This window comes from Gilliamella sp. Pas-s25, assembly GCF_009795885.1.
Lineage (GTDB): Bacteria > Pseudomonadota > Gammaproteobacteria > Enterobacterales > Orbaceae > Gilliamella.
Genome location: NZ_WTEV01000011.1, coordinates 33,133 through 51,956, shown reverse-complemented (window position 1 = coordinate 51,956; position 18,824 = coordinate 33,133). Strand labels below are relative to the sequence as shown.

Below are 18,824 nucleotides of genomic sequence, written 5' to 3'. Positions count from 1 at the left end.
AATAAACTTTTATAAACCTAAAAGGTTAATATGCTGTCTTTATTAATTCTCATAAAAATGTAGTGAATACTTGTCATGCGAAGCCTAGTTTAGCCTATAATGATAACGCATTTAATACTACTATTTGGGATATGGATGCTCCAAATTGGGTGACGCAAAAAGGACTAAAATAGTTGAATACCATAACAGATTGTTTTATAACGTTCGTTTTTACTGGTCCAAGTAACAAACAACTTCAATCGATCTTTCTTTAGCACGTTATAAATGATTGGACGACTGACCATAAAACGTTTAGCCAAATCGGTAACGGTTATTTTTTCTTTATGATATAAACGCCATATCTCTTGTCTGTGATAGGGCGTTAGTATTGTTTTTTTTATGTATATTCATTACTCTCGTTTCTCAAATGACTGTAAACAACGCAAGTCATTCCTACAGATAAATAAAAAAACCGGAGATAAACTCCGGTAACGCAAAGCGTAAGTAAGATAAGGATGAATGAATAAAAATGAAATTAAATTAAATTTCGGTAGCATGCTCTTTTAAGAAACTTGCAACGCCTTTAGGATTTGCTTGCATGCCTTTTTTGCCTTTTTCCCATTGTGCTGGGCAAACTTCACCGTGTTCTTCATGGAATTGGAACGCATCAACAATACGGATCATTTCGTCAATATTACGACCAATTGGTAAATCATTGATTGTTTCATGGCGTACAATTCCTGATTTATCAATAAAGAATGAAGCACGTAGTGCAACACCAGCTTCTGGATGTTCAACGCCATAAGCTTGCATAATTGAGTGTTTGATATCCGCAATAATTGGGAACTTGACTTCACCAATACCGCCTTTTTCTTGAGGTGTATTGCGCCATGCATTATGTACATATTCAGAGTCCATAGAAACACCGATGACTTCAACCCCCCGTTTTTTAAATTCTTCTAGGCGGTTATCAAATGCGATAATTTCCGATGGGCAAACAAAAGTAAAGTCCATTGGCCAAAAGAAGATAACGGCATATTTACCTTGAATATGTTGTGATAAATTGAAGTTGTTAACAATTTCACCAGAGCCTAAAACAGCGGCTGATGTAAAGTCTGGGGCTTGTCGGGTGACTAATGTCATAGTGGTTCTCCTTAATAAATAAATGTAAAGCATATTGCGTAGCATTATAGCAATTAAAATCTATTGTCCAAGTTGTTATAAGCAATCGATACCATAAGTTTTAGCTATTGAATACCTAATTATTGTTTGGAATTAGTAATTGATCTTTTGGGTTTGCCTTTATTTTTAGTGTCACGATAGCGCTGTTTTACTTTTTTCTTTTTTGCCTGCTCTTGTTTTTTGCTTGTGCTTTTTTGTTTGGCTTTTTGTGAGGGCTTTTTCTTAGTTGCTGGTTTTGGCGCTTTTGTTTTAGGGCGCAATTCGTCAATAGTTCTTAATTTGATCGGTTCTTGAATATAGCGCTCAATTTTTTGCAGTAATTCGTTATCATGTGCTTCGACTAGTGTTATTGCAATGCCTTTTTTTCCTGCGCGAGCAGTGCGCCCAATGCGGTGTAAGTAAACATCGGCTGTTTTTGGGGCATCGAAGTTAATAACATGGGAGATATCATCAATATCAATTCCACGTGCAGCAACATCGGTTGCAACCAATACATTAACTGTATTATTACTGATTCTTTTGATTGCTTCGTTGCGTTTTGTTTGTACCATTTCGCCTTCTAAGTAGCAACTATATATGCCTGCTTGATGCAGTAGGCTAACTAATTCGTGCACACGTTCACGTTTACGAACAAATACAATCGTTTTTTTAAATTCTTCTTGTTTTAATAAGTGAGTAAGTAGTGCTACTTTGTGAGTTAGATCGTCAGCACGATAATAAAATTGTAAGATCTTTTTACGTTCTTTACGCGAAGGATCGGCGTTGATTTCGATTGGCGCATTCAAAATTCGATTAGCAAAATTATGCAGTCCTTCGCCTTCAAGTGTAGCTGAAAATAATAAAGTTTGCTTACGCCAGCGAGTTTCGGCTGATATGGTTTCGACATCTTGCGAAAAGCCCATGTCTAGCATGCGATCGGCTTCATCTAAAATCAGCATTTCAACCGCTCGACAATCAAAATTCTCTTCTTTTATATACTGTAATAAACGTCCGGTTGTGGCAATAACAATATCTTGATTTTTGCTAAATACTTCGGCGTGATTCATATATGCAACACCGCCGGTAATAGTTGCAATGCTTAAATGTGTCGATTCTGTTAATAATTTGGCTTGTTCGGCAATTTGCATAGCAAGCTCACGTGTTGGTGTTAATATCAAAATGCGTGGCGGACCAGGTTTACGACGTGGAAAGTCCAATAAATGTTGTACAGCAGGGATTAAAAAAGCCAGAGTTTTACCCGTACCTGTTGGTGCTGAACCTAAAATATCTTTGCCATCTAAAGCAACGGGGATGGTTTGTGCTTGAATTACTGTTGGGGTATTTATATTTTGAATTTGAAGATTGTGAATTAAAATATCATCTAATTCTAAATCAGAAAAAGTGTGTGCTGTCATAGTGTTCTTGTTATCTAAAATTATAGGGCACATTATAACGGCAATTGTTATAACTACAATCTTTAATAACTGCAAATAAAAACGTATTGTGTTTTATTTGTTCTGTATAGGGTACTGAGTTGTAGGTTAGTTGTTATGATGTCAAGACAGTTTATATGCCTTATGCCTAAAAACTAGATGCTTTATTTTAGCAAAACTTATCATCATTGGTTGTTTGTGATAAAATTAGTTGCGAATTGATGATACACATAATAATTCTATGTAATATAGCTGATCTTAAATTAGCTTAAATTACTAAACTCGTATAATGAGAGCCTTTTGTAGCTGACTTTCAATTCGATATTGAATGATACTTCTTGAATAACCATCAGATAATGACTATGACTGAATATTTTTCGAATGATAACTATAATCAACAATTAGCAAAAAAAGTAGATAATTTAAAAGTAATATTATCAGACTTTTCACTTCCCGAATTAGCAGTATATTCATCGCCTATTAGCCATTATCGTATGCGTGTTGAGTTTAGAATCTGGCATGATGGTGAAGACCTTTATCATATTATGTATGATAAACAGTCAAAAAAGCGGATACGGATTGATCAATTTCCTATCGCAACTAAACGCATTAATCAAGCTATGCAAGCTATTTTGCCTTTGTTACGACATAATCAGTTACTTCGTCATTTATTGTTTCAAATCGATTATTTTTCGACGTTAAGTGGTCAGTTATTAATTACGCTTTTGTATCACAAAAAATTAAGTGATGAATGGATCATTGAAGCAAAAAAATTAAAATTGCAATTAGCTGAGCAGGGCATAGTTGCCAATATTATAGGGCGCGCTAGTAATCAAAAAATTGCAATTGATGTTGATTATGTTGATGAAGTTTTGCCAGTAATGGATAAGACGTTTATTTATCGTCAAGTCGAAAACAGTTTTACTCAGCCTAATGCTGAGGTAAATATTAAAATGCTACAGTGGGCTGTCTCAGTCACGAAGAACTCGTCAGGCGATTTACTTGAGTTTTACTGTGGCAATGGTAACTTTTCAATCGCACTGGCACAAAACTTCCGCAAAGTATTGGCAACTGAAATAGCCAAAGCATCGGTTTATTCAGCTCAGCATAATATTGCTGTTAATAGCGTTGATAATCTTATTATTATACGGTTATCGGCCGAAGAATTTACCTGCGCAATAAAAAAAGAACGCGAGTTTAATCGTCTAAAAGGAATTAATTTGGATGATTATCAATGTGATACTGTACTTGTTGATCCACCACGTGGGGGATTGGATTTAAATACTATTGATATATTAAAATCCTATAAAACCATTATTTATATTTCATGTAATCCTTATACACTGCGCGACAATTTGCAGCTGCTGACTAAGACTCATTCAATCCAACATTTTGCTATGTTTGATCAGTTTCCTTATACCGAACATATCGAAACGGGTATTGTGTTGTGTAAAAAATAACAGGATATAATATTCAAAATAGGATATTTTTGCTAAAATATCCTCACTTTTATACCTTACTACTTATTGTTTGAAGTATATATACATAGTTACATAGATTTATAACAAAAAAAAACCCTAGGTAAACTAGGGCTGCATTAAATTGCAAGGAATGGATGAAAGGAAATAAAACAATGAAACAATAATGTCTAGCCTCATGAATCATTGTGTAGCTACTATAGCAAAGACAAACAAACTTATTAATGACATGATCATTACAAAATAGTCATTAAGCTATCATGTTTGGTTTAGCGTCTATCATTTATTCTGTTGTGATATTAGGCAATTTCGACAACCAGACAAATAACAAAGGAAGTATTCAAACATGAAATTGTTAGTAGTTGAAGATGAGCAAAAAACAGGCGAGTATCTTCGCCAAGGTTTAATTGAATCTGGATTTGTTGTTGATCTGGCAAACAATGGTCTTGATGGTTATCATAAGGCAATGACTGAGGATTATGATTTAATTATTTTAGATGTCATGTTGCCAGATATTGTTGGTTGGAAAATTGTTCAGTCGCTGCGTGAAGCAGGCAAAGATACCCAAATCATGTTACTTACTGCTATGGGGCGTGTAGAAGATAAAGTAAAAGGCCTTAACTTAGGAGCAGATGATTATTTAGTAAAACCTTTTTCATTTGCTGAATTATTGGCACGAGTTAAATCAATGCTTCGACGTAATGTTCCTCAAGTCAATAATTCTCAATTGAGTATTGCTGATCTGGTTATGGACCTCCCTAAACGGACGGTAACACGTGGTGATAAACGTATTGATTTAACTAATAAAGAGTTTTTATTATTAGAGTATTTTTTACGTTATCCTGGGGAAGTGTTGCCGCGCTCGCTAATTGCTTCTCAAGTTTGGGATATGAATTTTGATAGTGATACTAACGTAATTGATGTTGCGATTCGTCGATTACGTAATAAAATCGATGCTGATTTTGAGCCAAAATTAATTCATACAGTCCGTGGAATGGGGTATAAGTTAGATGTCTTGGATGAAAACGAATAAGTTAATCTCATTTCGTTTGCCTCTTATTGTTTGTTTGTTAACTTGTGGCTTACTTTATTGTTTTAGTTTTTTTATTGAACGTTCTTTTGAAAAACTTTCAGTTCAACAAAATGTGTCTGAGCTAAATTCGGTTATTGACTCTATTGAACGTGAACTTGTTTATTATTCCCCAGACGATAATCGTGACGAATTTATTCAGAATTTGTTATTAATTCTAACGGGACATCATCGTTTATTTGTTTATATCATAGATGATGCAGGTAAAATTGTTTACCGAACACGTGGACCAAATTTAGCATTTGCTATAACTCAGATTGATTTTGACACCATTATTAAAAATCATAGCACTGATGTTTGGAATCAAGATAAAGCATCATATCGAGTTGCTGCATCAAGCGTTGTTATTGAAAATGGTAAACAATATACTACTATAGCTGCTGTTGGTCGTGATTTACATATTGAATTTATTCAGCGATTACACGATGGTTTAGGATTACTTATTGGTATTGCTTGTGTTTTGGCATTAATTGGTTCTTTTATTAGTATCTATTTTACCCAAAAACCCATTAATAGATTGATTAAAAAGATCGAAAAAATTAATCTTAAAAGCTTGAATTACCGTATTCCTACTTCTTTAGTGCCTATTAAATACGTCAGCTTAGTGAAAGCATTTAATAATATGCTTAATCGTATGGAAGATGTATTTCAACGTCAACGCAATTTTACAGCAGATATTGCCCATGAAATGCGAACACCCATTACCAATCTGACAACACAAACACAAATTGTGCTGAGTAATGCTCGATCGACGAATGAATATCGCGAGATTTTATATTCTAATTTAGAAGAATACGAAAAAATGTCGCAGATGATTTCTGATATGCTATTTTTAGCGCAAGCAGATAATCGTCAACTTGTGCCTAATTTAATCGATATTGATTTACATGATATGATCACAATGATGTGTGAGTATTTTGAACCACTTACTGATGAGAAAAACATTATCTTTAATCTTGAAGGCAATTGTTCTCATATTCAAGGGGATAAGATGATGTTAGGACGAGCAATTAGTAATATTTTATCCAATGCAATTCGTTATACACCAGAAAACCAAATTATCACTATAACTTTAAGCCAAGTCAGTGAGAAACTTATTAGGATTATTATAGCTAACCCAGGTAAAAAAATAGATAGTAAACATTTGCCACATCTTTTTGAGCGGTTTTATCGGGTTGATGAATCACGTCACCGTAATGGTAAAGATCGTTCGGGTACAGGCATAGGGCTTGCGATCGTTAAATCCATTGTTGAAACACATAAAGGCTCTATTTATGCTCAATCCGATGAGCAATCTACGAGATTTATTATTAATTTACCAACGGCTATTTAACATCAAAGTCGCTGATCAATAAATTAGCTGCTGCATAAGCAGCTTTATCTTTTAGTTCTTGCGGTACGTGATCGTTACGAACAATATCGTCCAACACTTGCATGACAGCGCCTAGGGCATCTTCAATATAACCCAGATCATTACTGCCAATTTGTGCGTATTTTTCGCAAATAAGTTCGCTATATTTATTCATTGCATACTTTCCTTTTGATTAATTTATAAAAAGTTAGCTAATTGTTGATAAACTTGTTCGGCTTGAATGGTTTGCATACTTTTTTCATTTGAGATAATGCTGAATTGATTTTTTCCATATCCTCCGATTAGTTTAGGATCAGTTTTGCCAAATAAAGTAATATTGGGACGATCTAATGCAGCAGTTAGGTGACTTAGTCCTGTATCAACTGAAACAACCGCTTTTGCTCCAGCAATAATGGTTGCTATGTCAGAAAGTGGACATTTGGGGAGTACTTCGACATGTTGATATCCTTGAGCTAGGCGAATTGCGCGTGCTTGTTCATGTGGCGTCCCCCAAGGTAATTTTATTTTTAATCCAGTTGGTTCAACCAATTCAATTAATTTTCGCCAAGCTGTTTCGCTCCAGTGTTTTTCATCGCGTGTTGTTGCGTGTAAAAAAATCAGATACTGCTGATTATCACTAGGTAATGAGGATAAAAAATGACGCGCAATGGCATAATCCCCCATTGAATTAGGTAACTTGTACTGTAGGCTTTGCGCGAATAGTAATCTAATGCGCTCAATGGCATGCATCTGTTTGGGTACATTATGTTTTACATCATAAAACCAACTGGCAATGGGTTCTTTAATGCTTTTTCGATCCAAACCGTGCTTAATGCCTTGAGCTTTACGAGTAATAAAAAATGCACTTTTAATAAGTCCTTGCGCATCAATAATCACATCATATTGTTGTTGCCTTAAGGTTTGAATAAACTCATGACGTTCTTGGCGAGTTGTTTTGGCAAACCAACTTTTCCGCCAGCGTCTTATTGCAACGGGGATCACTTTATTTACTGCATAGTGCCAACTGGGTATTTGGGCAAAATTTTCTTCTACCACCCAATCAAAAGCTATATTTGATAAGCTGTTGGCCGCATCAGTTAATGCTGGTAAAGTATGAAGTACATCCCCCATGGATGATGTTTTAACAACTAGTACACGCATTATTCATTACTCTTTTCACAACGCATAATGAGTTTCATTAATGTTTCGAATACGTTATCAGGTTTAATATCAATTAAGCTTTGGTGATAGCCCTGTTCAGCATCACCTTGGCGCACACGTTGGTAGCCTGTAATTAGACGAATAACTTCGGCTTTATTTGATAATGGTGGTGTGAAATCAGGGCTACTTGGTCCATAAAGTGCCACCAGTGGTCTATCTAATGCAGCAGCAACATGCATTAATCCCGAATCATTAGTAACAATCGCTTTACAAGCGGCAATTAAACTTACTGCTTGTTCTAATTGGGTTTGTCCAGCTAAGTTAATACATTGATCACCATGTGTCATTTTTGCAATAATCTGTTCACCAACGTTGCGATCTTTTACTGAACCAAAAATAATAATTTTAGCATGTTGTTGAACTAGCATATCGGCAAGAGCTGCGTAATGATAATCTGGCCAACGTTTTGCAGGGCCAAATTCAGCGCCTGGGCAAAAGCCAATTAATGGTTTATCTTGTGCAATTGTAAAAGTTGAAAGTACTTGCGTTATTTCATCTTGTTCAACATTGAGTTTAGGCCATAACAAAGGCTGTGGTAAGTCCGATGCCGAGTGAATTTGATTTTTAGGATAAGCAAGTGCAACATAGCGTTCAACCATTAACGGAAATGCCTGTTTATCGAGTTTTCGCAGGTCATTTAATAATCCATAGCGCATTTCACCTTTCCAGCCTGTGCGCTTAGGAATTTTTGCGAAAAATGGAATCATTGCCGATTTGAAAGAATTAGGCAACACAATTGCTTGATCATAATGGCTATCACGCAGTGATTTTCCTATTTCGCGACGTTTTGCTAAAGCAAACTCACCATGGCCTAATGGCATTGCAATTGCTTGATTCACTTCTGGCATTTTATTTAACAGTGCTCGACACCAAGACGGTGCTAATACATCAATTTGGTTATTAGAATCCAGTTGTTTTAGTGTACGATACAGACTTTGCGACATCATCATATCGCCAACCCATGAAGGACCAATAATGAGTGTTTTCATTTAATTAATTCCGTTTTATTGTTCATTTAGCCATTTCATATATTCAGCAGTGCCTTCTGCAACGGTTTTAAATTCGATTGGACATGTTGTTTGTCTAAATTTAGTCAGATCAGCTTGGGTATAGCTTTGATAGCGTCCTTTTAGATGCTCAGGGAAAGGAATATAATCAATTTCGCCTTTTTTGTGATAGTTAAGTACCGCATCAGCAACAGCTTGAAATGATTCTGCTCGACCTGTTCCACAGTTATAAATGCCCGAGATTTTGTTTTTCCAGAACCACAAATTGACTGCAACGACATCACCAACATAAATAAAGTCACGCTTAAAATTCTCACTGCCAGCAAAAAGTTTTGGTTTTTCACCTTTGTTAATCTGTGCATTTAAATGAAATGCAACACTTGCCATGCTACCTTTGTGCGATTCGCGAGGTCCATAGACATTAAAATAACGGAATCCGCAAACCGGTGAATTAGCTTGGGGTAATAGTTGTCTTACGTATTGGTCGAATAAGAATTTAGAATATCCATAAACATTTAAAGGTTTTTCGTAAGTACGATCTTCAATAAAGTTATCACTGCGTCCACCATAAGTTGCGGCAGATGATGCATATAAAAATGGAATGTTGAAGTCTAAACAATAATGCAATAAGTCCTTTGAATAGTCATAGTTGTTTTCCATCATAAATTTACCATCCCATTCTGTGGTTGATGAGCAAGCACCTTGATGAAATACGGCTTCAATATCCATATCTTCTCCTGAGATGGCGGCAGAGATAAATTCGTCTTTATCCATATAATCGGCAATATCTAGATCAGCCAAATTGGCAAATTTAGTGCCATCGGTTAAATCATCAACAACCAAAATGTCTTTATGTCCAAGATCATTCAGACCTTTCACAATATTACTACCAATAAATCCGGCACCGCCAGTTACAACAATCATGCTTATTTTCCTTAACCAAAAAATTAATCTGCTTATCATACCGATTTATAGCAAAATTTTCGAGTAATCATTTAAAAAAGCATGAGCGAGAGCGGATTTATTTACGAATTTATTTTATTTTTTGCAGTAACTAATATATATCTTGCTAAATTAAGATAAGGTTCAGTTTGGCAATATGTTTGCTCAAGTTCTAATAACTGTTCAAAGTGAGTTTCGGCTTTGGATTTATTGGTAAGATAATCATGAAAAATGCGAATCCCTGTTTTTTGTAAGATAGTAAAATCCAGTTGTGTAAGCCAGTGATATACGTCTGTTGGAACTCTTGGAAAATCGGGAGAAAGTGTCTTTTTTTTGCGTTTAGCTAAACCCGATTGCGTGTAACCAAAATTGCCTAATGTAACGGTTTTAAATAAAAGCGCATGATAGTTATAAAACATTAACGATAAATAACCCTCGGGTTTTAGATGTTTTTTTAATGATGTTATTAATTCAATTGGCTCAACTATCCATTCTAAAACTGCATGACAAATGACTAAATCAAACTGTTGGCTAATTAAGTTATCAAGCTGTTGAATAGGGCAGCAAAGACAATTTATATTTACCTTTTCTGCTTGAGCCTTTTGTTTTGCTAAGTCTAGCATCTGTTCTGAGATATCACAAAGTGTTACTTGGTGTCCAAGCTTGGCAAGTTTGCAGGCGATTTGGCCTTGCCCACCGCCAGCATCAAGTATGGTTAGCGGCTTATTGGTTGGATAAGTTGATAAAATTTTTTCTAGTTCTTTCCATACTACCGCTTCGCGAATTTTTCCTTTGGTTGTGCCATAAATATTTTGTGCAAATTTATTGCTGATGTCATTAAAATTACGATCTTGTTTATCCATGAGTTATTTTTGCTTGTTTAACTGTTTTGCTTCATCATTTATTTGCGCTATTTTAGCTGCCATCTGGCTATAGCACTGTTCCATTAAGGCTCTGGCATCTTCTTTGCCCAGATCTTTTGTTTCGATAGGATCTAGCATCTCAATAATAACATACCCATTATTTAGACGATTTAGCTTGATATCATTGGTTTGCGATACACAAATTGGCACAATGGGTACACCAGCTGCAATTGCGGCTTTAAATGCGCCTGTTTTAAACGGTAACAATCCACGTCCACGGCTTCGAGTACCTTCTGGAAACATCCAAATAGATATGCCACGTTTTTTGATTTCATTGACAACTTGTTCAATTGTATCGCGAGCTTTTGATTTATTATTACGATCAATAAGAATATTGCCGGTAAGGTAATAAAGTTGCCCAAAAAATGGAATCCAAGCCAGACTTTTTTTACCGACTGTGACTGTTTTAGGCTGTACCACATCACCTGCTACAACGACATCATAGTTATCTTGATGATTAGCAATATAGACACAGCTGCCCATTTTGCTAATATCAGGGGAAAGGCGAGTATCAACTTTCACACCGAATATTGGTTTAAAGAAAAAACTAAATAAATGTGCAAATCTTGCTACGTTTTTAGGATTTCTTGGATTGAATAAGCAAAACAGGGTGCCTAACACGCAAATGACAATACCAATGATAACAACACTAATTAAGCGAAAGAGAAATACCATAATTTACCTCATAAGTGAACTTCACGTATTATATACATAATCTAAACTAATATACAGTTTGTTAAATACTGTTGTTAAAGGATATTTATGCATAAATCGACGATTATTTGGAATGAAAATCAGACGCCTGTTTCTGTTCATTTTGATGATGTATATTTTAATAGCGAAGGTGCTATTGACGAAACAAGGTACGTATTTATTGAAGGTAATGATTTAACTCAGCGTTTTTTAGAGCATAAGCAAAATACATTTATTGTTGGCGAAACAGGATTTGGTTCAGGGCTAAGTTTTTTGATTTTATGGCAAACGTTTTTAAATTTTAGGAGTGAGCATCCGCATCATATACTTAAACATCTTGCCTTTTTCAGTGTCGAAAAGTATCCATTATCGTTAGATGACTTAATAAAAATTCATGATAATGTGATTTGTAAAAATGAAAGGTTATTTTCGTTAGCAAAACAACTTCAGGCTAGTTTGATTAATTCTACCTGCCACTTTGACAACGTTAGTTTAACAATATGTTATGATGATATTTACCATTTTTCTGATTTTTTAGCGAAGCAAAATGTATTGATTGATGCTTGGTTTTTTGATGGATTTTCTCCGGCTAAAAATCCTGATATGTGGTCAGCATCATTATTTAAAGATTGTTATGCATTAACGGCATCAAATGGTTCTTTTGCCACCTTTACTGCGGCTGGATTTGTGCGACGCAATTTGCTTAATGCTGGATTCAAAGTGCACAAACGCAAAGGTTTTGGGGTAAAACGTGAAATGCTCATTGGTTATAAAAGTGAGTAACCTTGCCAAAGTGATTGACAAGGTAAACAGACTATAAATTTTATTTAGTTTAAAAATCAAATTGATAAATCAGATCTAATGTTTGTGCTAAGCTTGATGTAGCATCTAAATAGAGACTAGGCATTAGGCGGTAACGCAAAGTAAAAGTAGCCAGTGAATCAAATATGCCTACGCCATACTTGAGTTGTAAGTTAGGTAATATGTAACCACTCACCACAACTTTAGAGTTATTACCTGCACCTTGCGTATCAAGTGTTAGATTTTTGATACCAAATGCATTACCGATATCGCCAATATATTTACCGGTTTTTGCTGTGCCAATACCAACGAGTAATGCGGTCATCATGTCACTGTCACTTTGTTCCGCACTATCAAGTCCTTGCCCCCGAATTAAGTAGGAAAGGGCTTCTTGCTGTGACATGACCGGATCTGAAAAGACTTCAATTTTAGGCGATTCCGAGGTGCCCGTAACCCGAATTCCCGCCATGATATTACTATTATCCATAGATTCAGGATTACGGATTGCTTCAATGTCAAGCATGGCTTGATCTGTCGAGCCTGAAAATGTAATTATTCCTTTGTGGATAACCAAATCCTGTCCATAAGCATGGAATCGGCCTGTTGGAATCAAAACTTCGCCATGCAGATCAAGCCCCTTATTGGTTTGTGCTGCAATCAAGTTGCCTTTAAGCGAGGCTTTTAATCCAAAAGCATCGACCATAACTTGATCACCAATAGCAATTTCAAGATGGCTAAAGATTTTCATACCAAATTTTTGTGGATTAATTTCTTTTCGATTTATATCGAGCATTACTTCATCTGGTGATACATCAATACTCGATGATGGAAGTGATTCAACCGTTATTTTACCTTTTGGAATGCTCACTTTACCTAATAATGCTAGTTCATCTGGTGTTGCACTGATTTTAATATCGGGAACGATAGTCATAGCAATCATTGGTGGTACAGACACTTCCATGGCAGCGCCATTAACCGTTAACGAGGCTTGCCATTTATCAAAAGTATTCCAGCTGGCATTACCATTAATATTAACATTGCCAGCTCGTGTAGCTAAAATACCTTTTAAAGTAGATGATTTACCCGTGAAATTGACATCAAACTTAGCTGATTTTACATCAATCGGTAATTGGCTTGATTTTATTTCACTATTTTGTAAGTTAATGTTACCTGTAAGCAATGGGTCATTGAGTGATCCAGAAAATTTAACCTTACCATTAATGGCTCCTTTGGCATAATCTTTGCTATCTAACAACGGATTAATAATTGCTAACGCCAAATGATCGATATTTAATTGACCACTTAATGCTTTTTGATTAATTGGATCTGTTATAACGATATTTCCGCTAATTTTTCCTAGTTTATTTAGGCCAAAAATCCAATCTAATTTAGCTTGTTGTTCATTAAATTCTGCATCAATCTTAAAAAGATCGAAAGGCAGTGGCAACGACTGCGAGGTCACCGTTTGTTGAATATAAACATCATGGCTGGTTATATTCGCTTTTATTGATGGTATTTCAGTGTCACTTTTAAATTGGATGATGACTTTGCCATTTACATTACCAGCAAGTTTGGTTTCACCATCGTTAGGTATCGGTAGTTTAGATAGATTAATTTCTTTTAAAGTAATGCTCGTATCGCTGTTTTTAGTTAGCGAAAATTGTTTATCAAGGCAAATAGTTGATTTTCCATTTATCCAGCAATGGGCATTAATGGCTGGAATTTGATTATTCACATCATAAGCTAAGTCCACAGATTTTGCGAGTTGCCAATTATTGTTCTTGCCTAAATTAAATAGGGCATGTGGAATGGTTGCACTCCATTTTGTGTGTGCTTTATCAAGATGTCCGGTTAGTGAAGTCTTTAATGATGCTGGCTCACCATCAATATTAACGGTTAAAGTATGCTGCCTTTCACTGCCAGATAGATCAATAGTTGCTTTTTTGATAGTTTGGCTTGGCAATTCTATTGTTTGACCGGTTAATTTGATATCACCACTGACTTGATTTTTATATTCAATTTTGCCAACAAGATTGGCTTTAGCAACTTTGATTGTGTCAAAAGAAAGTGAGTTAACCAACAAATTGGTATCAATAGTGGTATTGCTAGCAGTGCCATTGAGTTTAATATTGCCCGCAATAGATCCTTGCATGCCCTCAATCAATAACGATAGTGATTCGAAATTTAACTTCGCAAGTAAGCTGCCTCTTTCATTTGAGCCATTTAAATTGAGCTGATTTTTCCCCCATTTAATCGCAAAATCATCTGCAGTGGCTTTATTTTCAGAGTTAACAGATAGATTACCTGATGTCGAAAAATCGGCATGTTTGATATTACCTTTTAACTGTAAATCGGACAAATTAAAAGCCCATTTGTCTCCCTCTAGCGAGCCGGTTGTTTTCAATTGTCCGTTTAATCGAATTGGATAATTTGGCAATTCTTTGGTGATATCAACGTTATTGAGTTTTATGTCGGTATCCCATTGCAGGGCTTGTTGCCAATTTGCAGTTCCTGCTATATTAATTTCACCTTGAGGTAATTTAATTATGCCATGGTCGATAATAGCACCTTGATTAGTGCCTGTACCGGCAATATCAAACATAGTGTTGGCTAATTCTTTTCCTTTTATATGACCTTTAGCTGACATTTGATACTGCTGCACGTTACCATTTATTGATGCATCAAAATCATTTAATTCATATTGCGCTTGCCCTTCCATTGGCCATTGAATATGCTTACCTTCGAGTTGGGTCATGATAGGTAGGTATTTTTCAATAAAATTGATGTGTCCACTTAGTTTCATCTGATTTGAACCGTTCATGGTTGTATTGACTAACAACTCACCCAGCAATTTGCCTGAAAACTGTGCATCCAATTGGTTTTGTTCGGTATTTGCTTTCACTAATGCTAATACTGGCCAATTGTCATGTAATGTGATTTCGCCCGAAACCGAAGCATGTCCGCTCGCGTAAGGGGTGGTAGCATCTGTATCGACTTGTTTTACAATGATACGACTATTAACGATATTAGTTTGAATTACAACGTTATTGAATCGATAATCTTGCCCACCCATATGTAATAACCAGTTACTACCGGTTAAACTTGTTACATTAATATTTAATGGAATATTAACTTGAGGTAATGAGTCAATCAGTGGTTGATTAAAAAGTTGGCTGATTTTTTCATTAAGCGAGATATCTTCAGCTGTTGCGTCAACGGGTGCATTGGTTATTTTATTATCTGCAAAAATAGCGCTTAAATCTGTTGCTACAGACGGATAAACATGAATTTGATTATTAACCCACGTTGCTTTACCAGTAAAGTCTGACATACCAAATTGCATGTCATCAACCGTGACTTTTATATCGGCTAGGTGAGTATTTTTAAGATCTATAGGTAACGGCGTTTTGAGTTCAAAAGGTTCTTCTGTGCTAGGCGCTTGGCTAGGTGAACTAGCTATTTGTTCGGTATTAATTGAAACATTTACACCATTGGCATTAAATTGATTGATACAGATTTCGGTTTTTAATAAACAAAGTCCAGCAAGTGAAAGTGAAGCATCATTGACTTGAACATTAACGCCGGGTAATTTTAGCGAAAGACCTTGAATATGCAGATTATGGAAGGTTCCCTCAACTTGTGTTATCTTTAACTCAGGTAGAAATTTATTTAAAACATAAGTGGTTAGTTTGACCCCTATACTTGTGTATATAAATAGAATAACAAAGGCAATTAGAAAGACGAAAACAGATAAAATGGCAACACTTCGCTTTTTCCATTTATATATCCGTTTCAGTTTTTTAATTTTTTTTATTCTAACAGAATTTGTTGTCATATTATAATTCGCTTCCTAGGCCAATGTATAGGTGAATAGAACCAGTGTCTTTGTTGAGCGGTGTTGCTAAATCCATTTTTATTGGTCCAACAGGTGATGCCCAACGAATACCCAATCCTGTTCCAGTATAAAATTTGGTTTTATCAACTTTGTCTATAGCTTCGCCTGTATCTACAAACGCAGCTCCCCACCATGATCCAGATAAATTATATTGATATTCAAGCGAACCTGTAATGAGTTTAGAGGCACCTTTTAACTTGTCTTTTTTATCCTTAGGTGAAATAGATTGATAACTGTAACCTCGAATACTGCGTTCACCACCGGCAAAAAATCTGAATGAAGGTGGAACTCGGTCAAAATTGTTTGCTTGTATAATGCCAAAATTACCGCGGGCTATAAATCGATGCGATTTTTTTAGTGATCGAATCCAAGTTTGCTGTGCTTGAAAGCGTACAAAATTAATATCTGAACCTAATTCCTTTCCTGCTGCTTCAACAGAGTAACGCTGCGAATCGCCCCACATCGCCAATAATTCACCATCAGAACGGATTCTTGATAAGCTAAGCGAAGGATAATACAAAAATGTTTTAAAACTTGCATCTCCTTGGGTAAAATCATCTTGTAACGCATTGAAACCTAATGCTGTTTGCCATCCATAAAAATTATCCCAGTTGCGTAAAGCTCCGAACGTATAAGAACGCGAATAGGTATCATTATTATCAATCTTTTTATAACCACCTTGGATAGTATAATATTGTTCTAACGGTGATTTTTTTAACGGGATTTTGTAACTCATAGTGACCAGCTGTTCTGGTGAAGATAGCGATAAGTTACTTTGAAAACTTTGTCCTCGGCTATTGATCCACGGTTTATTCCAACCAATTTTACCGTGCACACCGTTATCAGTTGAAAAGCCTAATCCTAAATCCATATTATTTTTTTTGCGAGGTGAGGTTTCTACATCGATGGGAAGCACTTTATCTTCTGTTAAATGCGGAAAATCTGGGACAACCACCACCGAATTAAACCAGTTTGTTGAGGTAAGGCTTCTATTTAATAATGACAACTGCTCGGCTGTATATTCCTCACCCTCTTTAAATGGCACAATATTAGCTAAATAATCATCACGGATTTTGGCATTATGAAAAGTAACTTTACCGAATCGATAGCGTCTACCTGTCGTATAATCAATATTCCAAAAGGCTTGATGCTTAGACAGCAAGACAGCTAACTGATGTTTAGGCATATTGGCATCAAAGTAACCTTTTTTTAGTGATAAATTTTGTAGGCTTTTCTTAAATGATTCATAAATACCATGATTTAACACATCGCCAATTTTGGGTAAATTATTTTTTAGCAAATATTCAAAATCGGGATCTTTTTGTCCGTCCCCAGTAATATTGACATTGAGCTGCTCAACTAATACAGGTTCGCCAGGTGATATACTAACAACAAGCACTTTAGGGTTTTGTGCGTTATATTCAAAAGTAGGGGAGTAGTAACCTAATGCGCGTAGTGCTTTTTGGGCTTCACTTTCAAAATAACGTTTAAAATTTGGGGTATCACTAACTTTGTCAGGTGTAATTAATGAAGTACGCGCCTCAACATTATCAGCAAGTTCTCCTGTTAATCCCTTAATGGATAATTTCATATCAGCATAACTTGCTGTAGCTGTCAGCACTAAGAGAAAACCTAATGAACAGGAAAATCGCGACACATACACCTCGTATAATATTAAGATTCAAGTAAAGTAACATGACCAATATAAGGTAAGTGACGGTAGTGCTGAGCATAGTCAATACCATAACCCACGACAAATTCGTCAGGAATCGAAAATCCGATATATTTCACTGGAACGTTCACTTCGCGCCGTGAAGGCTTATCTAGTAGTGTACAAATTTCAATACTACGAGGATGGCGTAATTTTAAAATAGCCATAACTTTGCTAAGTGTATTACCCGTGTCTATAATATCTTCGATAATCAATACATCTTTATCTCGGATATCTTCGTCTAAATCTTTTAATATTTTAACATCACGGTTACTAATAACAGCATTACCATAGCTTGACGCAGTCATAAAATCAACCTCGTGTCCAACGGTAATTGCTCTGCTCAAATCGGCCATAAAAATGAAAGAGCCACGTAAAAGACCAACTAAAATAAGTTCATTTTGGCTATGTTGATAATCTTGACTGATTTGTTGACCTAGTTCAATCACGCGCTTTTGGATATCATCAGTAGATATCATCATTTCTAATGTGTGTTTTTTCATTAATAATGCTCAAATTAAATTTTTAAAAAATTAAATGAGATTCTAGCAATTTTCCTTGGTAAAAAGAATAAGCGAACCCATTTTTTATTAAACTAACATGGGAATAGATTTTCGTATTTTATACTCAAACACCTAGTTACCTGAAACTTTTTGACAACAATTTTTAGTCACTTTTTTTTGTAAACGCCGTTTTTTAAAAAAATCACTCAAAATAGTACTACATTCGTTAGCTAGTACTCCGCCTGTCACTTCTGCATAATGGTTGATGCCTTGCTGAGCAAGAATATCGATAAAAGAACCTGCTGCGCCAGTTTTGTAATCACGTGCACCATATACTACACGTTTAATACGGCTATGAATAATGGCGCCAGCACACATAATACAAGGTTCAAGAGTGACATATAAGGTTGTATTAATTATGCGATAGTTATTCAAAAATTTACCCGCTTGTTCAATAGCTAGTATTTCGGCGTGAGCAGTGGGATTATGCTTACTAATGGGTTGATTAAAGCCTTCACCAATAATTTGATTATTTTCATCAACAATCACCGCACCGACCGGGATCTCTCCTATCGATTCGGCACGATTAGCAAGCATTAATGCACGGTGCATCCAAATTTCATCTGACATTTTCAA

The 18,824-nt window shown here is 35.6% G+C and carries 16 protein-coding genes; 4 read left to right on the top strand and 12 right to left on the bottom strand.

What is annotated here, in order from left to right; translation table 11 throughout:
- Positions 1 to 519 precede the first annotated feature (519 nt).
- Together GQ593_RS06935 and srmB are read right to left on the bottom strand one after the other, a co-directional pair.
- On the bottom strand, positions 520 to 1,122 hold the full coding sequence (locus GQ593_RS06935; RefSeq protein ID WP_160431381.1) for a peroxiredoxin C: 603 nt from the start codon (positions 1,120 to 1,122) through the stop codon (positions 520 to 522).
- A gap of 119 nt (positions 1,123 to 1,241) precedes the next feature.
- Positions 1,242 to 2,555, bottom strand: coding sequence for an ATP-dependent RNA helicase SrmB (srmB, locus tag GQ593_RS06930; protein ID WP_160431380.1), 1,314 nt, complete (start codon positions 2,553 to 2,555; stop codon positions 1,242 to 1,244).
- 380 nt (positions 2,556 to 2,935) lie between these two features.
- Between srmB and trmA the strand changes: the two genes are divergently transcribed.
- The 3 genes from trmA to GQ593_RS06915 all read left to right on the top strand — a co-directional run bounded on the left by trmA (position 2,936) and on the right by GQ593_RS06915 (position 6,474).
- Positions 2,936 to 4,033, top strand: a complete 1,098-nt coding sequence (gene trmA / locus GQ593_RS06925) for a tRNA (uridine(54)-C5)-methyltransferase TrmA (RefSeq protein WP_160431379.1) — start codon at positions 2,936 to 2,938, stop codon at positions 4,031 to 4,033.
- 364 nt (positions 4,034 to 4,397) lie between these two features.
- A complete protein-coding gene (locus GQ593_RS06920) occupies positions 4,398 to 5,084 on the top strand; it encodes a heavy metal response regulator transcription factor (protein WP_065639201.1) in 687 nt (228 codons plus the stop codon).
- Complete coding sequence (locus GQ593_RS06915) at positions 5,062 to 6,474, top strand: heavy metal sensor histidine kinase (RefSeq protein ID WP_160431378.1); 1,413 nt, start codon at positions 5,062 to 5,064, stop codon at positions 6,472 to 6,474. The genes GQ593_RS06920 and GQ593_RS06915 overlap by 23 nt, the downstream gene beginning before the upstream one ends.
- On the opposite strand, the gene GQ593_RS06910 is transcribed toward GQ593_RS06915, so the two are convergent.
- From GQ593_RS06910 to GQ593_RS06885, 6 genes are all read right to left on the bottom strand, one after another.
- Entirely contained in the window at positions 6,467 to 6,667 is a 201-nt protein-coding gene (locus GQ593_RS06910) for a YaeP family protein (protein WP_091349603.1), read from the bottom strand. The genes GQ593_RS06915 and GQ593_RS06910 overlap by 8 nt on opposite strands.
- A 23-nt stretch (positions 6,668 to 6,690) precedes the next feature.
- Positions 6,691 to 7,653 carry a lipopolysaccharide heptosyltransferase RfaC gene (gene rfaC / locus GQ593_RS06905; RefSeq protein WP_160431377.1) on the bottom strand — a complete coding sequence of 321 codons (963 nt, stop codon included), beginning with the start codon at positions 7,651 to 7,653 and terminating at the stop codon, positions 6,691 to 6,693.
- On the bottom strand, positions 7,653 to 8,702 hold the full coding sequence (rfaF, locus tag GQ593_RS06900) for an ADP-heptose--LPS heptosyltransferase RfaF (protein WP_160431376.1): 1,050 nt from the start codon (positions 8,700 to 8,702) through the stop codon (positions 7,653 to 7,655). The genes rfaC and rfaF overlap by 1 nt, the downstream gene beginning before the upstream one ends.
- Before the next feature lie 15 nt (positions 8,703 to 8,717).
- Entirely contained in the window at positions 8,718 to 9,644 is a 927-nt protein-coding gene (gene rfaD / locus GQ593_RS06895; RefSeq protein ID WP_160431375.1) for an ADP-glyceromanno-heptose 6-epimerase, read from the bottom strand.
- 101 nt (positions 9,645 to 9,745) lie between these two features.
- Positions 9,746 to 10,525: a methyltransferase domain-containing protein gene (locus tag GQ593_RS06890; protein ID WP_160431374.1), complete on the bottom strand. Its 780-nt coding sequence runs from the start codon at positions 10,523 to 10,525 to the stop codon at positions 9,746 to 9,748.
- Between the two features lie 3 nt (positions 10,526 to 10,528).
- Positions 10,529 to 11,260: a 1-acylglycerol-3-phosphate O-acyltransferase gene (locus GQ593_RS06885; protein WP_160431373.1), complete on the bottom strand. Its 732-nt coding sequence runs from the start codon at positions 11,258 to 11,260 to the stop codon at positions 10,529 to 10,531.
- Positions 11,261 to 11,347: 87 nt separating this feature from the next.
- Between GQ593_RS06885 and mnmD the strand changes: the two genes are divergently transcribed.
- Entirely contained in the window at positions 11,348 to 12,061 is a 714-nt protein-coding gene (gene mnmD, locus GQ593_RS06880) for a tRNA (5-methylaminomethyl-2-thiouridine)(34)-methyltransferase MnmD (protein ID WP_160431372.1), read from the top strand.
- Between the two features lie 49 nt (positions 12,062 to 12,110).
- Here mnmD and tamB read toward each other — a convergent pair whose 3' ends face one another.
- The 4 genes from tamB to tadA all read right to left on the bottom strand — a co-directional run bounded on the left by tamB (position 12,111) and on the right by tadA (position 18,818).
- The gene (gene tamB, locus GQ593_RS06875; RefSeq protein ID WP_160431371.1) at positions 12,111 to 15,914 is read right to left on the bottom strand and encodes an autotransporter assembly complex protein TamB; all 3,804 of its coding nucleotides are present in this window, start codon (positions 15,912 to 15,914) and stop codon (positions 12,111 to 12,113) included.
- 1 nt (position 15,915) lies between these two features.
- Complete coding sequence (gene tamA / locus GQ593_RS06870) at positions 15,916 to 17,631, bottom strand: autotransporter assembly complex protein TamA (RefSeq protein WP_442903595.1); 1,716 nt, start codon at positions 17,629 to 17,631, stop codon at positions 15,916 to 15,918.
- Positions 17,632 to 17,648: 17 nt separating this feature from the next.
- Complete coding sequence (gene hpt / locus GQ593_RS06865; RefSeq protein WP_085247860.1) at positions 17,649 to 18,188, bottom strand: hypoxanthine phosphoribosyltransferase; 540 nt, start codon at positions 18,186 to 18,188, stop codon at positions 17,649 to 17,651.
- A gap of 132 nt (positions 18,189 to 18,320) precedes the next feature.
- Positions 18,321 to 18,818, bottom strand: a complete 498-nt coding sequence (gene tadA, locus GQ593_RS06860) for a tRNA adenosine(34) deaminase TadA (protein WP_160431370.1) — start codon at positions 18,816 to 18,818, stop codon at positions 18,321 to 18,323.
- Positions 18,819 to 18,824: the final 6 nt, after the last annotated feature.

Excerpts from the sequence above, each read along its gene's own strand:
- GQ593_RS06910 (WP_091349603.1), bottom strand. The coding sequence starts at position 6,667 with ATGAATAAATATAGCGAACTTATTTGCGAAAAATACGCACAAATTGGC.
- GQ593_RS06935 (WP_160431381.1), bottom strand. The coding sequence starts at position 1,122 with ATGACATTAGTCACCCGACAAGCCCCAGACTTTACATCAGCCGCTGTT.
- tadA (WP_160431370.1), bottom strand. The coding sequence starts at position 18,818 with ATGTCAGATGAAATTTGGATGCACCGTGCATTAATGCTTGCTAATCGT.
- rfaC (WP_160431377.1), bottom strand. The coding sequence starts at position 7,653 with ATGCGTGTACTAGTTGTTAAAACATCATCCATGGGGGATGTACTTCAT.
- rfaF (WP_160431376.1), bottom strand. The coding sequence starts at position 8,702 with ATGAAAACACTCATTATTGGTCCTTCATGGGTTGGCGATATGATGATG.
- GQ593_RS06920 (WP_065639201.1), top strand. The coding sequence starts at position 4,398 with ATGAAATTGTTAGTAGTTGAAGATGAGCAAAAAACAGGCGAGTATCTT.
- GQ593_RS06890 (WP_160431374.1), bottom strand. The coding sequence starts at position 10,525 with ATGGATAAACAAGATCGTAATTTTAATGACATCAGCAATAAATTTGCA.
- trmA (WP_160431379.1), top strand. The coding sequence starts at position 2,936 with ATGACTGAATATTTTTCGAATGATAACTATAATCAACAATTAGCAAAA.
- hpt (WP_085247860.1), bottom strand. The coding sequence starts at position 18,188 with ATGAAAAAACACACATTAGAAATGATGATATCTACTGATGATATCCAA.
- rfaD (WP_160431375.1), bottom strand. The coding sequence starts at position 9,644 with ATGATTGTTGTAACTGGCGGTGCCGGATTTATTGGTAGTAATATTGTG.
- GQ593_RS06885 (WP_160431373.1), bottom strand. The coding sequence starts at position 11,260 with ATGGTATTTCTCTTTCGCTTAATTAGTGTTGTTATCATTGGTATTGTC.
- mnmD (WP_160431372.1), top strand. The coding sequence starts at position 11,348 with ATGCATAAATCGACGATTATTTGGAATGAAAATCAGACGCCTGTTTCT.
- srmB (WP_160431380.1), bottom strand. The coding sequence starts at position 2,555 with ATGACAGCACACACTTTTTCTGATTTAGAATTAGATGATATTTTAATT.
- tamB (WP_160431371.1), bottom strand. The coding sequence starts at position 15,914 with ATGACAACAAATTCTGTTAGAATAAAAAAAATTAAAAAACTGAAACGG.
- GQ593_RS06915 (WP_160431378.1), top strand. The coding sequence starts at position 5,062 with ATGTCTTGGATGAAAACGAATAAGTTAATCTCATTTCGTTTGCCTCTT.